This is a genomic window from Rhizobium sp. WYCCWR10014, from assembly GCF_001657485.1.
Classification (GTDB): Bacteria; Pseudomonadota; Alphaproteobacteria; order Rhizobiales; family Rhizobiaceae; genus Rhizobium.
On the sequence record NZ_LXFU01000053.1, the window covers coordinates 216016 to 235482 of the forward strand.

The 19467-nt window shown below is 61.4% G+C and carries 18 protein-coding genes and 2 pseudogenes; 9 read left to right on the plus strand and 11 right to left on the minus strand.

Annotated features, from left to right (window positions below):
* Positions 1-14: 14 nt before the first annotated feature.
* A pseudogene (locus A6U98_RS37025) lies at positions 15-113 on the plus strand (IS5/IS1182 family transposase); the annotation flags it as partial.
* A 54-nt stretch (positions 114-167) separates the two neighbouring features.
* On the opposite strand, the pseudogene A6U98_RS35095 reads toward A6U98_RS37025, so the two are convergent.
* A pseudogene (locus A6U98_RS35095) lies at positions 168-488 on the minus strand (Tn3 family transposase); the annotation flags it as partial.
* A gap of 225 nt (positions 489-713) precedes the next feature.
* Between A6U98_RS35095 and A6U98_RS35100 the strand changes: the two are divergent.
* Complete coding sequence (locus tag A6U98_RS35100) at positions 714-1103, plus strand: RidA family protein (protein WP_064655796.1); 390 nt, start codon at positions 714-716, stop codon at positions 1101-1103.
* Here A6U98_RS35100 and A6U98_RS35105 read toward each other — a convergent pair.
* The 6 genes from A6U98_RS35105 to A6U98_RS35130 all read right to left on the minus strand — a co-directional run bounded on the left by A6U98_RS35105 (position 1100) and on the right by A6U98_RS35130 (position 7155).
* Positions 1100-1681, minus strand: a complete 582-nt coding sequence (locus tag A6U98_RS35105) for an NAD(P)H-dependent oxidoreductase (RefSeq protein ID WP_064655797.1) — start codon at positions 1679-1681, stop codon at positions 1100-1102. The genes A6U98_RS35100 and A6U98_RS35105 overlap by 4 nt on opposite strands.
* Entirely contained in the window at positions 1678-3087 is a 1410-nt protein-coding gene (locus A6U98_RS35110; protein WP_064655798.1) for an FAD-binding oxidoreductase, read from the minus strand. Before A6U98_RS35110 ends, A6U98_RS35105 begins: the two co-directional genes overlap by 4 nt.
* Position 3088: 1 nt before the next feature.
* Complete coding sequence (locus A6U98_RS35115) at positions 3089-4402, minus strand: cytosine deaminase (protein ID WP_064655799.1); 1314 nt, start codon at positions 4400-4402, stop codon at positions 3089-3091.
* On the minus strand, positions 4402-5241 hold the full coding sequence (locus A6U98_RS35120) for an ABC transporter permease (protein ID WP_064655800.1): 840 nt from the start codon (positions 5239-5241) through the stop codon (positions 4402-4404). The genes A6U98_RS35115 and A6U98_RS35120 overlap by 1 nt, the downstream gene beginning before the upstream one ends.
* Positions 5241-6065 (minus strand): ABC transporter ATP-binding protein, encoded by an 825-nt coding sequence (locus A6U98_RS35125; RefSeq protein WP_064655853.1) that lies wholly within the window; start codon positions 6063-6065, stop codon positions 5241-5243. Before A6U98_RS35125 ends, A6U98_RS35120 begins: the two co-directional genes overlap by 1 nt.
* A gap of 73 nt (positions 6066-6138) precedes the next feature.
* Positions 6139-7155, minus strand: a complete 1017-nt coding sequence (locus A6U98_RS35130; RefSeq protein WP_064655854.1) for an ABC transporter substrate-binding protein — start codon at positions 7153-7155, stop codon at positions 6139-6141.
* A gap of 183 nt (positions 7156-7338) precedes the next feature.
* On the opposite strand from A6U98_RS35130, the gene A6U98_RS35135 reads away from it, so the two are divergent.
* The gene (locus A6U98_RS35135; RefSeq protein WP_064655801.1) at positions 7339-8328 is read left to right on the plus strand and encodes a LysR family transcriptional regulator; all 990 of its coding nucleotides are present in this window, start codon (positions 7339-7341) and stop codon (positions 8326-8328) included.
* On the opposite strand, the gene A6U98_RS35140 is transcribed toward A6U98_RS35135, so the two are convergent.
* Positions 8291-9157, minus strand: coding sequence for a creatininase family protein (locus A6U98_RS35140; RefSeq protein ID WP_197496480.1), 867 nt, complete (start codon positions 9155-9157; stop codon positions 8291-8293). The genes A6U98_RS35135 and A6U98_RS35140 overlap by 38 nt on opposite strands.
* Positions 9158-9390: 233 nt before the next feature.
* Here A6U98_RS35140 and paoA point away from each other — a divergent pair, with 233 nt between their 5' ends.
* From paoA to A6U98_RS35165, 5 genes are read left to right on the plus strand one after another with little or no spacing between them, the layout of a single operon-like run.
* Positions 9391-10038 carry an aldehyde dehydrogenase iron-sulfur subunit PaoA gene (paoA, locus tag A6U98_RS35145; protein ID WP_197496481.1) on the plus strand — a complete coding sequence of 216 codons (648 nt, stop codon included), beginning with the start codon at positions 9391-9393 and terminating at the stop codon, positions 10036-10038.
* Entirely contained in the window at positions 10035-10985 is a 951-nt protein-coding gene (locus A6U98_RS35150) for a xanthine dehydrogenase family protein subunit M (RefSeq protein WP_064655803.1), read from the plus strand. The genes paoA and A6U98_RS35150 overlap by 4 nt, the downstream gene beginning before the upstream one ends.
* Positions 10986-10988: 3 nt before the next feature.
* Positions 10989-13187, plus strand: a complete 2199-nt coding sequence (paoC, locus tag A6U98_RS35155) for an aldehyde oxidoreductase molybdenum-binding subunit PaoC (protein WP_064655804.1) — start codon at positions 10989-10991, stop codon at positions 13185-13187.
* A 55-nt stretch (positions 13188-13242) separates the two neighbouring features.
* A complete protein-coding gene (locus A6U98_RS35160; RefSeq protein ID WP_064655805.1) occupies positions 13243-14172 on the plus strand; it encodes an XdhC family protein in 930 nt (309 codons plus the stop codon).
* Positions 14165-14776: a nucleotidyltransferase family protein gene (locus A6U98_RS35165; RefSeq protein WP_064655806.1), complete on the plus strand. Its 612-nt coding sequence runs from the start codon at positions 14165-14167 to the stop codon at positions 14774-14776. Before A6U98_RS35160 ends, A6U98_RS35165 begins: the two co-directional genes overlap by 8 nt.
* Before the next feature lie 121 nt (positions 14777-14897).
* Here the strand turns inward: A6U98_RS35165 and A6U98_RS35170 are convergent, their stop codons facing one another.
* Together A6U98_RS35170 and A6U98_RS35175 are read right to left on the minus strand one after the other, a co-directional pair.
* A complete protein-coding gene (locus A6U98_RS35170; RefSeq protein ID WP_064655807.1) occupies positions 14898-16235 on the minus strand; it encodes an epoxide hydrolase in 1338 nt (445 codons plus the stop codon).
* Positions 16236-16426: 191 nt separating this feature from the next.
* Complete coding sequence (locus A6U98_RS35175; protein ID WP_064655808.1) at positions 16427-17017, minus strand: TetR/AcrR family transcriptional regulator; 591 nt, start codon at positions 17015-17017, stop codon at positions 16427-16429.
* A 118-nt stretch (positions 17018-17135) separates the two neighbouring features.
* Between A6U98_RS35175 and A6U98_RS35180 the strand changes: the two genes are divergently transcribed.
* On the plus strand, positions 17136-18362 hold the full coding sequence (locus A6U98_RS35180; RefSeq protein ID WP_064655809.1) for an MFS transporter: 1227 nt from the start codon (positions 17136-17138) through the stop codon (positions 18360-18362).
* A 185-nt stretch (positions 18363-18547) separates the two neighbouring features.
* Here A6U98_RS35180 and A6U98_RS35185 read toward each other — a convergent pair whose 3' ends face one another.
* Entirely contained in the window at positions 18548-19462 is a 915-nt protein-coding gene (locus tag A6U98_RS35185) for an SMP-30/gluconolactonase/LRE family protein (protein ID WP_064655810.1), read from the minus strand.
* Positions 19463-19467: the final 5 nt, after the last annotated feature.

The window sequence follows — 19467 nt, forward strand, 5'->3', positions numbered from 1 at the left end:
TTTGGAGATCGGCCGTGGATTGTGATGCGCTTCGGGATGGCCAGTGGGAACGGATCAAGGATTGTGTGCCGGGCGGCACGAAGGGCAAACGCGGCTCGCGCACGAACAACCGGGGGTCGGAACAAGAGCGGTGCGAAATCGTACGATAGGGCGAACGGACCGGGAACTTATGCGGCGCGCCGCAGCCCAGCCGGAAGGCGGAGCGACCGAAATCCGTTGTGCATCTGATGTTCCGCATCCCAGGTGTAGATGCCTGTCAGGTTGATATGTTCCCAACTCAGTGGCGAGATGTGTTTCAACAGAGTATCTGGAATGCCTCGGCCCGCACGTTTTAGCTGTGTAACCGCGCGATCAAGATAGACCGTATTCCAATGTACGATCGCACTGACGACGAGATTGAGCCCCGAGGCGCGGAACGCCTGGCTTTCGAACGACCGGTCACGGATTTCTCCTCGCTCATCGAAAAAGACAGCGCGCTTCAGCTTATGCCCGGCGGGCATAAATATCGGATGATCTGCTATTATTCGACAGCTCCAAAATTATTGGAGCTAGGCTTTGCTCTCGATGCTGAGAATCAACGGGTCGGTGGTTCGAACTGGTTCAAGGCGATCGTCCTGCTTTTTGTCGCAAGACATTATGGGCGGCAGCGATATTCTCATATCCCGCTGCATCTTGTAGGGTCGGCATCTGCAGACCTACGGGAAAGTTCAGCGATGAAGAAGACCTTCAATCCGGCGTCGGTACGCCGGCCTTTTGGAAATTATAATCACGGCCTGCTCGTGCCCCCCGGCGCATCGCTTCTCGTCACCTCGGGCCAGCTTGGTATCGGCCTCGACGATGCTGTTCCGAGCGACATCACTGCTCAGGCGGAACTCTGCTTCGAGGCGATCAAGGCGATCCTCGAAGAGGCGGAAATGAGTTTTGCCGACGTCATCCGCATTTCGGGCTTCGTCACCCGCCGCGAGGATTTCCCGGCCTATATGACTGTCCGGGATCGCTATACGCTCGATCCGAAGCCGGTTTCCACCTTGCTCGTCATCGGCGGCTTTACGCGCCCTGAGTTCCTCGTCGAGGTCGAAGTAACTGCCGCGAAAATCTTCTAGAAGCGCTCCATCGCTCCTCCGACGCGGGCGAGGAATTTTGCCCGTGTCTCCGGCGTGCAATTGTTCATGTCGTAATGGGCGAGGAACGTCACCGGCCTCACCGGATTGATCTGTGCCCTCAGCACGCGCTTGACGATTTTCTTCGGCGGGTTGCCGGCGGCAAAGGCCCGGAAGGGCGTTGCGCCATAAGTCAGGACGGCTGCGAGCTTGCGGATGTGGCGCAGCCGCGATTCTACCTTGCCGTTGACCAGTTCGAAGGAAACGCCCGGCAGCCATACGCGGTCGAAATATCCCTTCAGGATCGCCGGAAAGCCGAAGTTCCAGATCGGGGTGCAGATCACCAGCCCCTCGGCCGCCTTCAACCTTTCGACATGCGATTCCACCAGCCTCCGATTTTCCGGATAGTCGTGATAGACGAGCCGGTCGTGGCGTGAGAGCACCGGATCGAACTGCTCTTCATAGAGGTCGCAGGCGTCCACTGTATGCCCGGCCTTCCCAAGGCTCTCGATGGTCTGCCGGTAAAGCGCCTTGCCATAACTTTCCTCGACCGGGTGAGAGTGGAGGACGAGAACCCTCATGAGGCCTCCATCAGGGACGCCAGGCCGGGGAAGAGATAGTTCTTGCCGGCGTTGAAATCGAAATCGGGATTTTCCCAGGCGATCATCTTGCCCGGATTGAGCAGGCCCTTCGGATCTGTCTCCTGCTTGAAGGCGAGTTGAACCGCATCGGTGCGCTTCATGCCGCCTTCTTCGAGCGTATAGCGGTGCGGGTTGAAGATCGGGCATCCATTGTCCTGGTGGATCTTGATGATCTCCTCCAGTCGCTCTTCGGTGGTATAGCGCACCAGCGGCAGGCCGGAGCACTGGATCTGGCCGTCGAATTTGATGAATTCTAGGTGACCCGGCACTTCGTCACCGAAAATTTCGACCATCTTCCGGACTTTGGCGACATGATCCGGTCCGGGATATTGCACCTGCAGATAGGTGAAGCTCGGGTCGACCTTGAGGGCACGCAATGTCGTGTGGTTCCAGGCAAGCTCATAGGCATGCGGGATGCCGCGCATGCTTTCCACCTTGTCGGAGCGGAACATGATCTCGCCCTTCTGCGCCGCCGTGAAGGCGAGAAAGGCATCCATGGAGTGCGGCGCGATCATCAGCACGACGATCGACTGGCCCTGACGGATGTAGGGCTTGTGGCGGGTGAAATAATCGAAAGGAATGGGAGCGGCGATCGGCGCGATCTCCTTGACGAGGATACCGTTGCATTTCGCCAGCGCGTCGGAGAAGCGCACCGCTTCCATGAAGTCGTCATAGCCCACGAGCACATCGACCCAGTCATAGGCAGGTGCAAGCGGCATCTCGATCTCGGTGATGATGCCGTTCGTGCCATAGGCGTGGCTCACCTTCTGGAGATCCCAGCCGGTGAGATCGAGGACACGCGGCTCGGCTTCCATGGTGACGACGCGCAGGCGCAGGATATTGCCGAGGTCGCGCAAGCCGCCCCAGGTGATCGAGCCGACGCCACCGGAACCGCCAGCGATGAAACCGCCGACCGTCGCCGTCTGGGCGGTGGAGGGGTGGAAGCGCAGCTCCTGACCGGAATGGGCCTTGGTCTGCTTGTCGAGCTGGGCAAGCACGATGCCCGGCTCGCAGATGACGCGGCCAGGATGGATCTCCTTGATCTTGTCCATGGCGGCAAGATTGAGAACGATGCCGCCGGAAAGCGGCATGGCCTGGCCGTAATTGCCGGTGCCGGCGCCACGCGGCGTGACCGGTACGCCATGGGCATAGGCGACCTTCAGCGTCCGGATGACCTCTTCCTCGGTCTTCGGCGTGACGACGAGATCGGCCGTCACATTGTCGAGCTGCGCCTTCAGGATCGGCGAGTACCAATAGAAATCCCGGCTCTTCTGGCGAACCAGCGCCGGATTGTCCTCGACGGCGATGCCCTCGAGTTCCTTTTTGATCTTCTGATAATCGGCCATGTCAGGCTCCAACGACGTTATCGAGTTCACGGTAATCCGGCAGGCTGCGGTCGATCACCTTGCCGCGGCGAAGCACGACGCGGTCAGCCTGCGGACGGGACAGGAATTCACTCCAGCGCCGCGCGCTGAAGAGCACGAGATCGGCCGGATCGCCAGCGGCGATGCGGCCCTTGTCCGGCCGTCCGACGATGGCGGCAGGCGAGGTGGTAACGACACGGGCGGCGGTATCTAGCGGATGGTCGAGATGCAGAATCCGCACGGCCTCACGGAAGACCTCCACTGGATCGAGATCACCATAAGCGTAGAAGGGGTCACGGGTATTGTCGGATGCGACCGCGGTCGCGACGCCGGCGGCGGCTAGCTCCTTGAACAGGGTGACGCCGCGCCAGCGCGGGGTGCGGCCGGGATAGCGGTCCTGCAGATACATGTTGCACATCGGCAGTGAGATGACCGCGATGCCTGACTTGGCGACCAACGCGACGGTGCGTGTGGCGGTGTCTTCGTCCTGGCGGGCGAGCGAGCAGCAATGGCCGGCGGTCACTTTGCCCTCGAACCCGTTGCGCAGCACGGCCTCGGCGATTGCTTTCAGCGTCTCGGCGCCGCGATCATCCGTCTCGTCCACATGCAGATCGACATCCAGGCCATGCTCCGCGGCAGTCCTGAAGAGCGTGTCGAGCTGCCAGACGAGCTCCGGCCCCATGCGGGTAACGCCGCCAAGCAGGCCGCCGCTCTGTCTGACCGTTGTGACGAGATCGGCAAAGAAGGTGCTGTCTGCCATGGCATCCAGCGGGAAGAGGGCGACCGCCTGCAGTGCAATCCTGTCTTTCCAGGCATCCCGGATTTCGGCAAAGACCTCGAAGGATATGCGATGCTGGGGCGCAAGCGAATCCAGATGCGTGCGGATCAGGCTGGTGCCATGGGCATAGGCAGAGCGGAGCGAGAATTCCATGCGCCGTTTGACGTCTACCGCCGACCAGTTGGCCTCTCGGTCGGCCCTGACGGCATCGAGCGCGCCCATGAAGCTGCCGTCGGGATTGGCCTGGCGCGGCCAGATATGGCCTTTGTCGAGATGAGTATGGATATCGGCAAAACACGGCCAGACCATGCCGTCCTTGAGATCGATCCTGGCATAATCGGCGGGTGCGGCGCCGGCCGGCCGGATGGCTGCAATCATGCCGTCGCTGATGACGATATCGACCGTGGCCAGCCCTTCCGTGACCGGCACGTCGACAGGCTCGACGGTGACGGCGGGCACTGTCGCATTGCTCAGCACGAAGCGGGCCGCATTTGGCGGGGATATGAAGGGATAGGTCATCAGTTTTCCCGTTTGATGCTGCTCTCATGCCAGCGGTGGAGGCTCAGCCAGGCAATGAGGGTAGTGAGGCCGAAGATCGCTACGCCAAGCATGGAGAGCATCAAGAGGGCCGCAAAGAGCCGCGGGATGTTCATCCGGTACTGCGCTTCCAGCAGGCGGAAGGCAAGGCCGGAGCCGGCACCGGCCGAGCCTGCAGCAAATTCAGCGACGACGGCGGCGATCAGCGCAAGCCCGCCGCCGATGCGAAGACCGGTCATGAAATAGGGCTGGGCGGCCGGGATCTTCAGATGGATCAGCGTCTGCCAGCGCGAGGCGCCATAGAGCTCGAAGAGGTTGATGAGATTATGATCGACGCTCTTCAGCCCCTGCACCATGTTCGACAGGATCGGGAAGAATGCGACGAGGAAGGCGCAGATCAGCAGCGCGACCTGCGTCGATGGCGCGTAGATCAGGATCAGCGGCGAGATCGCCACGATCGGCGTTACCTGCAGGATGACGGCAAGGGGATAGAAGGCAAGCTCGACCCAGCGCGACTGCACGAGAAAGATCGCAAAGCCGACGCCGCCGACAAGCGCCAGCATGAGCGACATGAAGGTGATCTTGGTGGTGACCCAGAGGGCAGGGGCAAGCGTACCCCAATCCGTCACGAAGGCGTTTGCCACAGCGGCCGGTCCTGGCAGGATATAGGGCGGCACGCCGGACAGTTTCACATAGGCGTACCAGACGAGGATCAACAGCGCGATGACGAGGAAGGGGATGGCGATGCGCAGCGCAAGATCGCGGCGCCTTGCGCTTGCGGTACCCTTAACGAGCGGCGATTTGTCTGTTTCGTCACTCATCAATGATCCCCTGCCGAATTGATCGCCCCGATCAGCGAATGCGATACCGTTTCGCAGGCCTTGCGGTATTCTTCCGAGGTCCGGTAGTGCGCGTCGCGTTCGAGGCTGGTGATCAACGGGACGTCGGCATGCACGCGCCCGGGCCTTGCCTTCATCACGACGATGCGGTTCGAGAGATAGGCGGACTCGAAGACCGAATGCGTCACGAAAATCACCGTAATGCCGGTCGCCTTCCACAGCCGCAGCACGTCATCGTTGAGCTTCTGGCGGGTGATCTCATCGAGCGCAGCGAAAGGCTCGTCCATCAGCAGCAGCTTCGGCTTCGTCACCAGCGCACGGGCGATCGAGACGCGCATCTTCATGCCGCCGGATAGTTCGCGTGGATAGGCCTTGGCAAAATCCTGAAGGCCGACGGTGGTCAGTACTTCCATGATCTGATCATGCGCGGCTGTCTTCGAAACGCCCCTCAACCTCAGCGGCAGATGGACATTGTCGAACACGTTCTTCCAGGGCATCAACGTCGGCTCCTGGAAGACAAAGCCGATATCGCCCTCCGGCAGGCCCTTCGAATTGATGCGCGAACTCGGCCAGTCGATCGTTCCAGAGGTGACATCGCCGAGACCGGCGATGATGCGCAGCGCCGTCGACTTGCCGCAGCCGGAAGGGCCGAGCAGGCTGACGAACTCGCCGCTTTCCACCGTGAGCGCCATGTTCGAAAGGGCGACAGTGCCGCTGGAAAAGACCTTCGAGACCGACTGCATGATAACAAGCGGCCGCTTGCGCGTCTCTTTCGGGGATACCGCCTGGGCTTCTGCTGGGAGCATTGCTGTCTCGTTCATGCGGGAGGATACGGCCCGCCACGTCCTCAATGGCGGACCAGGAGAGCCGTCGGTCGGCCTACTTCTTCAATGCCATTCCGGCGCCCTTGCAGACGAACTTCGTCGTGAAGGCCTTGGTGTAATCGGTATCGGCCTTGAACACCCTGATGGCGGTCATCTCGTCGAAGAACTTCTTGTAATGGGCGTCGGTGATGCAGCCGATGCCCTTGTCGAGGCTGTCACCGGATTCGATGATGCCGTATTCCTTCATCTTGGTGATCGAATAAGCGATCTGGCCGTCCGTTATCTCAGGATTGTCCTTCTTGATCAGCGCGTTCGCCTTGGCGTTGTCGCCGTAAAGGTAGTTGTACCAGCCCTCGATCGAAGCATCGACGAAGCGCTGCACGACGTCGGACTTGCCGTCGATCATTGCCTGCGTCGTCGTGATCATCGTCGAATAGGGCGAGTAGCCGTTATCGGCGAGCAGGAAGACCTTCGGCTCGAAGCCTGCCTGCTTCTGGATCTCGTAGGGTTCGGATGTCAGGTAGCCCTGCTGGGCAGACTCCTTGTCTGCGAGGAAGGGCGCAGGACTGAAGTTATAGGGCTTGTACTGCTCGTCCTTGAAGCCTTTGAAATTAGCCTTCATCCATTCGAAATAGGTGAGATAGCCGTCCTTGCTGAGGAACAGCGTTTTCAGCTTGGCGAGATCCTCGAACTTGTCGACGCCATTGTCCGGATGGGCGATCAGCACCTGCGGATCCTTTTGGAAGATCGCGGCGACATCGACCAGCGGAATGCCCTGCTCGACGGCGGATATTTCGCCCTGCGGGCCGCCCATGTAGAAATCGAGCTTGCCGGAGATCAAGAGCGCGCTGTTTGCAGCATTCGGGCCGCCCTGGACGATTGTGACGTCGAGGCCGTATTTTGCATAGGTGCCGTCGGCGACGGCTTGGTAGAAGCCGCCATGTTCCGCCTGGGCAAGCCAGTTCGTCCCGTAGCTCACCTTGTCGAGGGCAAGCGCCGGCGAGGCGGCGGCAAGCATCGAGGCGAAGCCGAGGCAGCTCAGGAATTGCGTCTTCATCAGTGCTTTCAACATGGTCGGCAGTTCCCCTTTTTGGCCGAGGGACGCCTTGCTCGGCTCCCTTTTAAGGGAATTTGAGCCATTGCCATGCGCTTTGAAAAGCATCAAAATTCGTGCGCATTGATGCCTTTTCGGCATCTCTGGGAAAGCTGAAGATAATTTGTGCGTCCTGCGCAAAATTTATGCATTGGAGAGATCATGTTGCACTCCAGACGCCTTCTTTACATCAACGAGATCGCCCGTTGCGGTTCGATCCGCAAGGCGGCCGCGCGCCTCAATGTTGCGTCATCGGCGGTCAACAGGCAGATTTTGGCGCTGGAGGAGGAGATCGGAGCGCCGCTTTTCGAGCGGCTGCCGCGTGGCTTGCGGCTGACAGCTGCCGGCGAACTCTGCATCGAGCATATTCGCGACGTGCTGAAGAATTACGAGCGCCTGGAGGGGCGCATCCGCAGCCTCAAGATGCAGCAGGCGGGGAAGGTGCGCATGGTGACGACCGTTGGGCTTGCCGCCGGGCCGCTGCCCGAAATCATCGCGCGTTTTCTTTCAGAACATCCGCGCGTCTTCGTCCAGCTGCGCAACGACACCGGCGGCACGACGGCCAGCCCCGTTGTATCCGGCGAAGTGGATATCGGTCTCGGATTCAACATCCCCGCCACGCCCGGCATCCGCACGCTCGGAAATTTCGACATCCCGATCGGTGTCGTGCTGCCACCGGGGCATCACCTGATCGGTCCCGGACCGATCAACCTCGCCGATGTCACCCAGGAAAAACTGGTTCTGGCGCAGCCGGGCACCAGTCTGCGCGAGGTGATCAATCTTGCTTTTGCGCGCCTGCCCATCTCGGTCGAGCCGGTGCTGGAAACCAACGCATCGGAGATGCTGAAACAGCTCGTCAAATGCGGCACGGGGCTGACGCTGCTCAATCCGCTTGACGTCATCACCGAATGCCGGCGCGGTGAACTTGTCTTCCGGCCGATCGCCGAGCCGCATGCGCGTTACCAGCAGATGAAGCTGTTTGCCCGCGCCCGCGCGCCCCTCGACGCGGCCACCAGCCTTTTCGTCGAATATCTGCTCGCCGAACTGCTCGGCCTGGTGCAGGAATTGCAGGCCAAAGGCCATATCCCCCCGGATGTGAAACCGGCCGCTGAGCCTATTTCACATAGAGATTCGAAAGCGGATACGCCTTGAGATCCTGCAGCAGCTCGACAAACCCCTTGACCTGATGGCGGCAGATCGCCTCGCCCTTTTCGGCTGTGGCGATCGAGGCATCGCCGACCACGCCAAAGGGATTGAGGTCATGCGCGATCCAGGCCAGCGAATGCGGCGGCAGAGGCTGAAGAAATTTGGATTGCTCCCGCATCCCTTCGGCCTTCGAGGCGAAGTTTTGGGCCTTGTCCATGCGCACCAGTTCGGGGCGGAAGTGCAGCATCAACGACGTCTCGACATCGCCGCCGTGGATGCCGTATTTGCTCTCGTGATCGCCGACCATGCCTTCCGGATGACCGAAACGGCCCCATTGCGTGGAGACCACCGCCATCTGATAGCGCACGCGCAGTTCGCGCGCGACGATGCTCATGATGTCGACATTGCCGCCGTGGGAATTGACGATCACCATCTTCCGCAGCCCGGCTTCGGCAACCTTTGCGCCGATCGCCGTCCAGACGGGGATGAGCAGCTCGGCACTGAGCGACAGCGTACCGGGGCCGTAGATGTGTTCGTTGGCCTTGCCGATCTCCTGTGTCGGAAGGACCAGGATATCCAGATCCTCCGGCCGCTGCCTCTTCAGCTCCGCCAGCATGCCGGTCGCGATGGCGACATCCGTTGCGATCGGCAGATGCGGACCGTGCTGTTCCGTCGAGGCAATAGGCAGAACGGCAACGGTGGTCTCGGGGGAGAGGCTGGCAAAATCATATGTATTGAGCTCGTTCCAGTAAAACGGCGTGGGCATGCGGTCTTCCCCTTTCGTCACCTGCTTCGATAGGCAGTAGGGAATAATGATGAGCCCGAAAAGCATCATTTTTTGCGCATGGCGCTGCTTTTTTTCGCGCGCATCGGCGCGCGTTGCTCCGCTGACTTCAGCATCCAAGCCAACTTTTGTTGAAGTTGTGGCTCGCGGCATCTTATGACCGCGGCTCGGGGAATTCATGAGCCAGATCGATAACCGTATGCAACGGAAGGGGTCTAATCAGAAGGCAGAGTTGCACTACCTCAGCAGACGGCGTTGACGCGCGCCCATGTCCAACGAGCAAGGTGGAACAGTTCATGCCAAGCCAGATACAACTGGAACTTTCCCGTCGAGATCTACTTATCTCGTCGGCCGCAACGATTGCGGTCACCGGAGCCGTCGCGCCCGCGGCGGCACAGTCCCCAGGAAATGACATGGCCTATACATCGAAAGTTTCTTTCGCGGTTAACGGCGAGAACCGCGATCTCGAGGTCGACAATAGAACGTCGCTGCTCGACGCGCTGCGCGAGCACCTGCATCTGACCGGCACGAAAAAGGGCTGCGACCACGGCCAATGCGGCGCATGCACCGTCATGGTCGACGGCCACCGCATCAATTCCTGCCTGACACTGGCGGTCATGCACGAAGGCGATCAAATCACCACGATCGAGGGCCTCGGTCAGCCTGAAAACCTTCATCCGATGCAGGCGGCCTTCGTCAAGCATGACGGCTTCCAGTGCGGCTATTGCACGCCGGGACAGATCTGTTCCTCCGTGGCGGTGCTCGAGGAGATCAAGGCGAACATACCGAGCCACGTCACCGGCGATCTTACGGCTCAGGCGGCCGTCACTGCGGCCGAGATCCGCGAACGCATGAGCGGTAACATCTGTCGATGCGGCGCCTATTCCAACATTATCGATGCCATTTCGGAAGTCGCGGGGATTAAAGCATGAGACCCTTCACCTATGAACGTGCCCTGTCCGTCGAGGCCGCGGCCAAGGCGGCAGCCTCCAATCCCGAAACCAAGTTCATCGCCGGTGGCACCAATCTCCTCGACCTGATGAAACTTGAGATCGAGACGCCGGCGCACCTGATCGACGTCAACGGTCTCGGCCTCGACAAGATCGAACCCACGTCGGAGGGCGGGCTGCGCATCGGCGCCTTGGTCCGCAACACCGATCTTGCAGCTCATGAAACCGTTCGCCGCGACTACGGCCTGATCTCCAGGGCGCTTGTCGCGGGTGCCTCCGGGCAACTGCGCAACAAGGCGACGACGGCCGGCAACCTCCTGCAGCGCACGCGCTGTCCCTATTTCTATGACCCGAACCAGCCGTGCAACAAGCGGCAGCCGGGCAGCGGCTGTTCCGCCATCGGCGGCTTCAGCCGCCAGCATGCCGTCGTCGGCACCAGCGAAGCTTGCATCGCCACTCATCCGAGTGACATGGCGATCGCGATGCGGGCGCTCGATGCTGTTGTGGAAACGGTCAAGGCCGACGGCAGTCGTCGCGCGATTGCGATCGCCGACTTTCATCGGTTGCCGGGCGACACGCCTGAGATCGAAACCGTTCTTGAGCGCGGCGAGTTCATCACCGCGGTCCTGCTGCCGCCCCCTGTCGGCGGCAAGCACATCTATCGCAAGGTGCGAGACCGCGCCTCCTATGCCTTCGCGCTCGTTTCGGTCGGAGCTGTGATCCAGCCGGATGGCACAGGACGGGTCGCCGTCGGCGGCATCGCCCATAAGCCATGGCGCATCGAGGCAGCCGAAGCCGAGCTGCCGAAAGGTGCGCGCGCGGTGGCGGGCGTCCTTCTTGCAGACGCCCGTCCGACCGAACAGAACCGTTTCAAGGTGCACCTGGTCGAGCGCACGCTCGGCGCGGTCATCGCCGAAGCAAGGGGTTGAGCCATGCAGTTCGATACGCCAGCGACAACCAACCCGATCGACAATCTGAAGGTCGTCGGCCAACCGATCCACCGCATCGACGGCCAGCTCAAGACGACCGGCCGGGCGATGTACGCCTATGAGTGGCACGATCCGAACATGCGCTACGCCTATGGTTATCCCGTCGGCGCGGCCATCGCCAAGGGCCGCATCACGTCCATGGACGTTTCCGCCGCCAAAAAGGCTCCGGGTGTGCTTGCCGTGGTGACGACGCTCGACATCGGCGAGCGGAAGAAGGGCAAGTTCAACACCGCCAAGCTTTTTGGCGGCGACGAGGTTCAGCACTATCACCAGGCAATCGCGGTCGTCGTTGCCGAGACCTTCGAGCAGGCACGCGCCGCAGCCTCCCTGGTCAAGGTTGACTATGCCGAAGAAAAGGGTGTGTTCGATCTCGCTCAGGCAAAGGATTCGGCCGTCAAGCCGGATGAATCGCAGCAGCCCGATACCGCGGTCGGCGACTTCGAGGCTGCCTTCAGGTCAGCTCCCGTCACCGTTGACGCGTCTTACACGACGCCCGACCAGTCACATGCGATGATGGAGCCGCACGCATCGATCGCAGCCTGGAACGGCGACGAGGTGACCGTCTGGACCTCCAGCCAGATGATCGACTGGTGGCGCTCCGACCTTGCAACGACGCTCGACATCGACAAGGAGAAGATCCATCTCATGTCGCCCTTCATCGGCGGCGGATTCGGTGGCAAGCTGTTCCTACGGGCGGATGCCGTGCTGGCCGTTGTCGGTGCGCGTGCGGTAAAACGGCCCGTCAAGGTCGCCTTGCCCCGCCCGTTTGTCATGAACAATACCACCCATCGGCCGGCGACGATCCAGCGTATCCGCATTGGAACCGAGCGCGACGGCAAGATCACCGCCATAGCGCACGAAAGCTGGTCCGGTGACCTTCCGGGCGGCGGACTGGAGACCGCCGTCAACCAGACGCGGCTCCTCTATGCGGGTGCGAACCGGATGACCGCGATGCGGCTGGCGACGCTTCATCTCCCGGAGGGCAATGCCATGCGCGCTCCGGGCGAAGCCCCCGGACTGATGGCGCTCGAAATCGCCATCGACGAGATTGCTGAAAAGGTTGGGATCGATCCTGTGCAGTTTCGGATCGTCAACGACACGCAGGTCGATCCGGAGAAGCCGCAGCGGCCTTTTTCCCAGCGCAATCTCGTCGGCTGCCTCACGCTCGGTGCGGAGCGGTTTGGCTGGGGTGAACGGGGAAGGCCGGGTTCCAGGCGTGAGGGCAACTGGCTGGTCGGCATGGGTGTTGCCGCTGCCTTCCGCAACAACCTCGTGCTTCCCTCCGGAGCCCGGGTAAAGCTCGACCGGGAAGGGGTCGTGACTGTCGAAACCGACATGACCGACATCGGGACGGGCAGCTACACGATCATCGCCCAGACCGCCGCCGAGATGATGGGGGTAACGATCGACAAGGTCGCCGTCCAACTCGGCGACTCGCGTTTTCCGGTTTCGGCGGGTTCGGGCGGTCAGTTCGGCGCCAACTCTTCTACGTCAGGCGTCTACGCAGCCTGTGTCAAACTGCGTGAGGCCATTGCCAAGAAGCTCGGCTTCAACTCCGAAGACGTCATCTTCGAGAATGGCGCGGTCCGCTCGGGCAATCGTTCGGTGCCTCTTGCCGAGGCTGCCGGTCCGGATGGTCTTGTCGGCGAAGATACCATCAAGTGGGGCGAGCTTACCGAGACACATCAGCAATCGACATTCGGCGCGCACTTCGTGGAAGTTGGCGTCGACATTGCCACGGGAGAAAGCCGCATTCGCAGGATGCTTGCAGTCTGCGCGGCAGGTCGGATCCTCAACCCGATTACCGCCCGCAGCCAGGTCATCGGCGCGATGACGATGGGGGCGGGCGGCGCACTGTCCGAGGAATTGGCGGTCGACACCCGCCGCGGCTTCTTCGTCAACCACGATCTCGCCAGCTACGAAGTGGCGGTGCATGCCGACATTCCGCACCAGGAGGTGATCTTCATGGACGAGACCGATCCGATGTCCTCGCCGATGAAAGCTAAGGGCGTTGGCGAGCTTGGCCTTTGCGGCGTCGCGGCAGCAATCGCCAACGCCGTCTACAACGCGACCGGCGTCAGGGTTCGGCACTATCCGCTGACGCTTGACAAGCTCATCGGCGGCTTGCCGGACGTGGCCTGATTACTTGGGCGGCGGTCTCGAGAGTGGACCGCCGTTAATTGCTGTAGGATTTCCGATGGATCAGACACTTGCACCCATCACGGCGCCAATTCCCGTTAGGGCCTCGTCCACCGACGATCCGGCGGAACTGCTAGGCTTCGCAAAAGACGCCCATCGTCTTGGCGCGGTGGCGCTCGCAACCCTCGTCGACATCCGAGGCGGGGCTGCGCGTGCGCTCGGCGCCCATGTGGTGGTTGCCGCGGACGGGCAATTCTGCGGCTATGTCTCCGGCGGATGCGTCGAAGCCGCCGTCGCTTCCGAAGCGCTTCTGGCAATGGCGGAAGGACGGGACCGCACGGTCAAGTTCGGCGACGGCTCTCCCTTCTTCGACATTGTCCTTCCCTGCGGCGGCGGGATCACCGTCGCAATCCATGTCCTAAACGATGTCGGGACTTTGCAGCATGTTCTCGATCGTCTCGAACGAAGGCAGGCAGCCGGACTTGCCTATTCGCCAGAAGGTCAGACGCTCGAAGCGGTAGACCCACCGCCCCGGGCATGCTGGCACGAGCGAGATTTCCTGAGCGTATACCGTCCCCGCACCCGCGTCGTCCTTTCCGGGCAGACGATCGAAGCGCAGGCCGTCGCACGACTGGCCGAGGCTTCGGGCTATGACGTGATCGTCAGAGGCGAGGGCGAGGGGGGCAGGGTTGCAGCCGACATCATCGACCTCTTCACGGCCGTCGTGCTCCTGCATCATGACCTCGACGTCGAAGCCGCCATTCTCGAGACCGCGCTTCACTCATCCGCCTTTTATATCGGCGCGCTCGGCAGCACCCGGACGCATCGTCGACGGGTCGAGCGGCTGACAGCCATGGGTTTCAGACGCGACGACATCGGTCGTATCAAGGCGCCCATCGGGATGTTCGGCCCGACGCGGGATGCAACCTCGCTCGCCCTGTCGGTTCTGGCTGATGTCGCAGCGGCAAGACTGGTGGCTTATGCGTAAGGCGTCAGTCGCGATCGTCATTCTCGCTGCCGGCAAGGCAAGCCGGATGGGTGAAGGCGGGAAACACAAGCTGCTGGCCGAGTTCGACGGCGTGCCGCTCGTGCGGCGGTCGGCATTGACCGCGCTCGGTGCGGATGCAGCGTCCGTTATTGTCGTCACGGGCCATCGCAGGAGCGAGATCGCGGCCGCGCTCGATGGGCTCGCTCTGACTTTCATCGATAATCCCGATTACCCCAGCGGCATGGCGAGTTCCCTCATCGCAGGATTCTCATCGAGGGACGCTGACCGCGCCGAAGGCATTCTCGTCATGCTCGCCGATATGCCCGGCATTTCCACGACGCATCTCGATGCCCTGATTTCCGCCTTTCGCAACGCCGGCGGCGAGGCCATCGTGCGCGCCGTCTCACGCGGCAAGCCAGGCAATCCCGTCATCCTGCCACGTTCTCTCAATCAGGCAGTCCTCCGGCTTGAAGGCGATGTCGGCGCGCGCGATATCATCGCAACGTCAGGCCTGCCTGTGCTCGATGTCGATGTTGGCGACGCGGCCCTGCTCGACGTCGACACGCCGGACGAGGTTTTGGCGGCCGGGGGTGCGTTGAACTGACCCCAGGAATACAGTGAGATGAGGATGATTTGATCAAACGGTTCGAGCTCCGTTCTCCGCGGCTTTGAATTGGCCACTCTCAGCCGCGGATATGCCAAGCCGTCATTTTGCCGCCGATGGATCAACGCACCGACCTGAATGCCTCTCGCAGTTCCTCAGCGAAAAGCTTGGGCTGCTCCCAGGCGGCGAAGTGACCGCCCATATCGACACGGTGGTAATAATGCAGCGTGGGATAGGCCTGCTTGCTCCAACTCTCCGGCGCCTGGTAGATCTCCTTCGGGAATACGCTGATTGCCACCGGGATCTTAATCTCTTTGGTCTTCTGGGCGTCTGAGCTGAAGTTGTTGTTGTTGTTTTCCCAATAGAACCGCGACGAGGATGCGCCAGTGTTGGTCAGCCAGTACAATGTGATGTCGTTCAGCATTTCGTCCTTGGAAAAAACGCGTTCAGGAATGCCCTCGCTGTCGCTCCACTGCGCAAATTTTTCGTAGATCCATGCAGCCAGGCCCGACGGCGAGTCGGAAAGCGAATAGCCGATCGTCTGCGGACGCGTCACCATCACGGCACCGTAGGCGGCATTGCGGCCGAAGAAGGTGCTCAGGGATTCATAGGCATCCCGCTCGGGCGCCGATAGTCCCGCAGGAGCCGGATCTCCACTGTTGATCGCCTTGGTGAGATTGCCCGGAACGGTCGCCGGCATGTTGAGATGGATACCAAGCAAGCCCTTCGGTGCCTGGCGCGCCAGCGCGTCGGAGATAACGGAACCATGGTCGCCGCCCTGGGAAACATAGTGCGCGTAGCCGAGCCGCTTCATCAGGATGTCCCATGCCCGCGCAACTCGGTCAGGCCCCCAGCCAAGCTCCGTCGGCTTACCCGAAAAGCCGTAGCCGGGGATCGAAGGGATGACCACGTCAAATGCATCCTCCGCCTTACCGCCATAAGCAGTCGGATCTGTAAGAGGGCCGATCGCCTTGATGAACTCGAAGGTCGAACCCGGCCAACCATGGGTCAGAATGACCGGAAGGGCGTTGGGATGACGGGAGCGCACATGGATGAACTGGATATCGACCCCGTCGATCGTCGTGATGAATTCCGGAAGTGCATTGAGCTCGGCCTCGGCCTTGCGCCAGTCGTAATCAGTGCCCCAGTAACGGACCAGATCCTGGACACGCGAAAGCTGAATGCCTTGCGAGGCGTCGCTCACGGTCTCCTTGTCTGGCCAACGCGTTTCGGCAATGCGCTTGCGCAGGTCGTCAAGCTGTGACTGCGGAACGTGGATCTGGAACGGGCGGATGGTTTCGTCGGCCCCGATCGGCGTCGCCGGCCCGTCCGATGTGACATCGGCGGCACGCGCTGGCACAAGGTAACCGGCTGGGAACAGCAACATCGGTCCAACCGCCATCACCATTGCTCCGCGGGCGAGCCGGCGCCAGGCGAGAATATTGTCAAACTTCTTCATGAGGCACTCCATGTTGTTGTCGCCCAGGGCGACATTTCGTGACGGAGTGATGACTGACGGGTCTGCGTATCTGGCATGTTTCAATAAATGCCAAAAACGTATCAGAGTGTGGAGTGGTGGCTACACAGCGCCGGGAACGCGATCGTCAGGGAACGACTTGGACCTACGGCGCCTGAATAGGAATCAAACACCTATTCCTGCCTGCGCAGGCTCCCCAGCATAGCCTTGAATCCCGCGACCGCCCGCTTCGAAACCGCCTCCGGATTCTCCGCATTGGCGATCCAAAGCGCCATATGGCTGCTGGCGCCATTGATGAGGCGAGCGGCGGTTTCAGTGTCGATGTCGATGATCTCGCCATCGGCCTTGAGACGGTCGAGGCTACGGGAGAGGGCGGCGATACAGCCGGGGGTGTTCTGCCATTGCGAGATATCGCCGAGTACAGCCGGGCCATCGCGAAACATGATACGCTGGATTTCGGGCTCAAGCGCCATTTCAATATAAGCGGAGCACTCGTCGACAAAGCCCTGCCAGCGCGTCGGAGCGGCGGCCGAAACTTCGTTCAGCCGTTCAGTCATCTCCGCGTCGATTTCCATGATGACGGCCTGGAGCAGGCCCCTCTTGTCGCCGAAGTGGTGATAGAGGGCGCCGCGCGTCAGTCCCGCTTCGGCGGTGAAATCGTCCATCGACGCTTCCGCGTAGCCGATCGTGCCAAAGGCGCGCCGCCCGGCTGCGATAAGTTTGCCGCGGGTCTCTGCGATCATCTCCTGGCGCGGTTTGCGCATGGCTTCTCCATTGGCATACGCCGCGTATCTTTTTCATTGACATACGGGACGTATGCATTATCTAAACACATACGCTCCGTATATAAGTGTTCTATCCGATAGTTGGAAGGATCGTCGCATGTCAAATCCGTATAGACAAATATTCGCGGCACCTGGGGCCAAGGGCTTCTCCGCAGCCGGCTTCTTCGCTCGGCTTCCCATCGCCATGGCGCCGATCGGCATCGTTGCCATGCTTTCCCAGGCACATGGCGAATATTGGCTGGCAGGCGCCGTGTCGGCGACCTATGCGCTCACCAATGCGGTGATCTCGCCGCAGATTTCGCGAGCGGTCGACCGGCTGGGACAGACGGCAGTGGTCGTTCCCACAACCATCGTGTCAGTGCTGGCGTTCATCGCACTGATCGTTGCGACCAACCAGAACTGGCCGGTGTGGACGCTGTTTGCCTCGGCCTTCCTCGCGGCGGCCATGCCAAGCATCCCGGCGCTGATGCGGGCGCGCTGGACGGAACTCTTTCGCAACCAGCCCGAGCTCAACACGGCCTTCGCGTTCGAAAGTGCCGCGGACGAACTGGTCTATATCGCCGGCGCCTCGCTGTCGGTCGGGCTCGCCGTGTCACTTTTCCCGGAAGCCGGCATGATCGTGAGCACAGCCTTTCTAGTGCTCGGGACGGCCGCCTTCATCGTGCAGCGCAGCACCGAGCCGAAGGTGCGGCATGTCGCCGGCGCGGCTTCGGTTGGCTCCGCGATCCGCCAGCGTCCGGTGCAGATCATCACACTCGCGCTGATCTTCGTCGGCGCGATCTTCGCAACGGCGGAAGTGAGTGTTGTCGCCATCACCAAGGAGCTTGGCCAGCCGAATGCGGCAAGCCTGGTCATCGGCGTCTATGCCCTCGGTTCCTTCCTATTGGGTTTGACCCTCGGCGCGCTCAATCTGCGCATCCCCTTGCACCGCCAGCTGTTGATCGCTGTTGCGATCCTCGCACTGACCTCGCTGCCGCTGCTCATCGCCGGCAGCTCGGTAACCCTGCTTGCTATCGCCGTCTTCGTCAGCGGCATCGCGATTTCGCCGACCTTTATAACGGCCTTTGGGTTGATTGAGCGTCGCGTGCCGGAATCGGTGCTGACTGAAGGCGTCACCTGGGTGATGACAGGCATCGGCATCGGTATGGCGCTCGGCGCTTTCGTCTCGGGCTGGGTGGTCGACAGCTACGGTCCCCAGAGTGGATTCTGGGTGTCTGCGGCGGCCGGGGCCGCGACCGTCATTATCATTGCCCTCGGTCAACGTACCCTCTCGGGCGAGTGCACCGGCGGGGAAGATTGCGCGATGCTGGAACCGGCGCAGTAGGAAATAAAAGGAAGGGGCAGGTCAGGGTCGGTTTGCTGAACGCAGTGGAGCGCAACCGCCATGATGTATGCGTTTGCTAGCTCCAGCGCATGTCGCGCGCCGGAGCTGTCATGCACCGGCGCACCGACGTCCTACCCGCAGGTCTCCAATTCAATTTCCATCAACGCGGGACTAAGATCGTCATGCTACGGCACCTGAGCCCCACTCACCGCAACGTACACCGCATAAACCGACCGCGTCGCGGCGATAAACAGCCGGTTGCGTTGGGGGCCGCCGAAGGTGAGGTTGGCGACGGTCTGCGGTACGCGGATCTTGCCGATCAGTTTGCCGGTCGGGTCGAAGCAATGCACGCCATCGGCCGCACTCGACCAGAGGTTTCCGTTGACGTCTGTGCGGATGCCGTCCGGAATGCCGTTGTCGATCAGGCAGAAGACGCGGCCGTTGGTGAGCCTGTTGCCGTCGGCCACGTCGAAAGCGCGGATGTGACGCGGCAGGCTTTCGTCATGGCTTGCGGCCGAATCCGCCACATAGAGGATTGTCTCGTCGGGTGAAAAAGCGAGGCCGTTCGGCTGTGTGAAATCGGTGACCACAGCCGCAATTTCGCCGGTCGAGGGATCGAGCCGGTAGACGTTGCGGGTCGCCTGCTCCGGTTCGGCGCGATAGCCTTCATAGTCCGACATGATGCCGTAGGTGGGATCGGTGAACCAGATCGTGCCGTCGGATTTCACCACCACGTCGTTCGGCGAATTGAGCCTTGCGCCCTCGAAACGGTCGGCGAGCACGGTGATCGAGCCGTCGACCTCGGTGCGGGTGACGCGGCGCGTTCCATGTTCGCAGGAGATCAGCCGACCTTGCCGGTCGCGCGTATGGCCGTTGGTGAAGTTGGAGGGTTGGCGGTAGACGGAGACGCCGCTCTCGGGCGTCCATCGCATTATGCGCTGGTTGGGAATATCGCTCCAGAGCAGCTGGTTCGCGTCGTTGAACCAGACGGGACCCTCCGCCCAGCGGCAGCCGGAATAGAGCTCGTCGAGGCCGGCGCTTGTTACGATCATCTGCCGGAAGCGCGGGTCGTGGATTTCGTAAATGCTGGCCTCGGCCATGGCGG

Coding starts and splice junctions, on each gene's coding strand:
- A6U98_RS35185 (WP_064655810.1), bottom strand. CDS start 19,462: ATGGCCGAGGCCAGCATTTACGAAATCCACGACCCGCGCTTCCGGCAG.
- A6U98_RS35115 (WP_064655799.1), bottom strand. CDS start 4,402: ATGACCTATCCCTTCATATCCCCGCCAAATGCGGCCCGCTTCGTGCTG.
- A6U98_RS35180 (WP_064655809.1), top strand. CDS start 17,136: ATGTCAAATCCGTATAGACAAATATTCGCGGCACCTGGGGCCAAGGGC.
- A6U98_RS35170 (WP_064655807.1), bottom strand. CDS start 16,235: ATGAAGAAGTTTGACAATATTCTCGCCTGGCGCCGGCTCGCCCGCGGA.
- A6U98_RS35105 (WP_064655797.1), bottom strand. CDS start 1,681: ATGAGGGTTCTCGTCCTCCACTCTCACCCGGTCGAGGAAAGTTATGGC.
- A6U98_RS35135 (WP_064655801.1), top strand. CDS start 7,339: ATGTTGCACTCCAGACGCCTTCTTTACATCAACGAGATCGCCCGTTGC.
- A6U98_RS35150 (WP_064655803.1), top strand. CDS start 10,035: ATGAGACCCTTCACCTATGAACGTGCCCTGTCCGTCGAGGCCGCGGCC.
- A6U98_RS35140 (WP_197496480.1), bottom strand. CDS start 9,157: ATGATGCTTTTCGGGCTCATCATTATTCCCTACTGCCTATCGAAGCAG.
- A6U98_RS35165 (WP_064655806.1), top strand. CDS start 14,165: ATGCGTAAGGCGTCAGTCGCGATCGTCATTCTCGCTGCCGGCAAGGCA.
- A6U98_RS35125 (WP_064655853.1), bottom strand. CDS start 6,065: ATGCTCCCAGCAGAAGCCCAGGCGGTATCCCCGAAAGAGACGCGCAAG.
- A6U98_RS35110 (WP_064655798.1), bottom strand. CDS start 3,087: ATGGCCGATTATCAGAAGATCAAAAAGGAACTCGAGGGCATCGCCGTC.
- A6U98_RS35100 (WP_064655796.1), top strand. CDS start 714: ATGAAGAAGACCTTCAATCCGGCGTCGGTACGCCGGCCTTTTGGAAAT.
- A6U98_RS35175 (WP_064655808.1), bottom strand. CDS start 17,017: ATGCGCAAACCGCGCCAGGAGATGATCGCAGAGACCCGCGGCAAACTT.
- paoC (WP_064655804.1), top strand. CDS start 10,989: ATGCAGTTCGATACGCCAGCGACAACCAACCCGATCGACAATCTGAAG.
- A6U98_RS35130 (WP_064655854.1), bottom strand. CDS start 7,155: ATGTTGAAAGCACTGATGAAGACGCAATTCCTGAGCTGCCTCGGCTTC.
- A6U98_RS35160 (WP_064655805.1), top strand. CDS start 13,243: ATGGATCAGACACTTGCACCCATCACGGCGCCAATTCCCGTTAGGGCC.
- A6U98_RS35120 (WP_064655800.1), bottom strand. CDS start 5,241: ATGAGTGACGAAACAGACAAATCGCCGCTCGTTAAGGGTACCGCAAGC.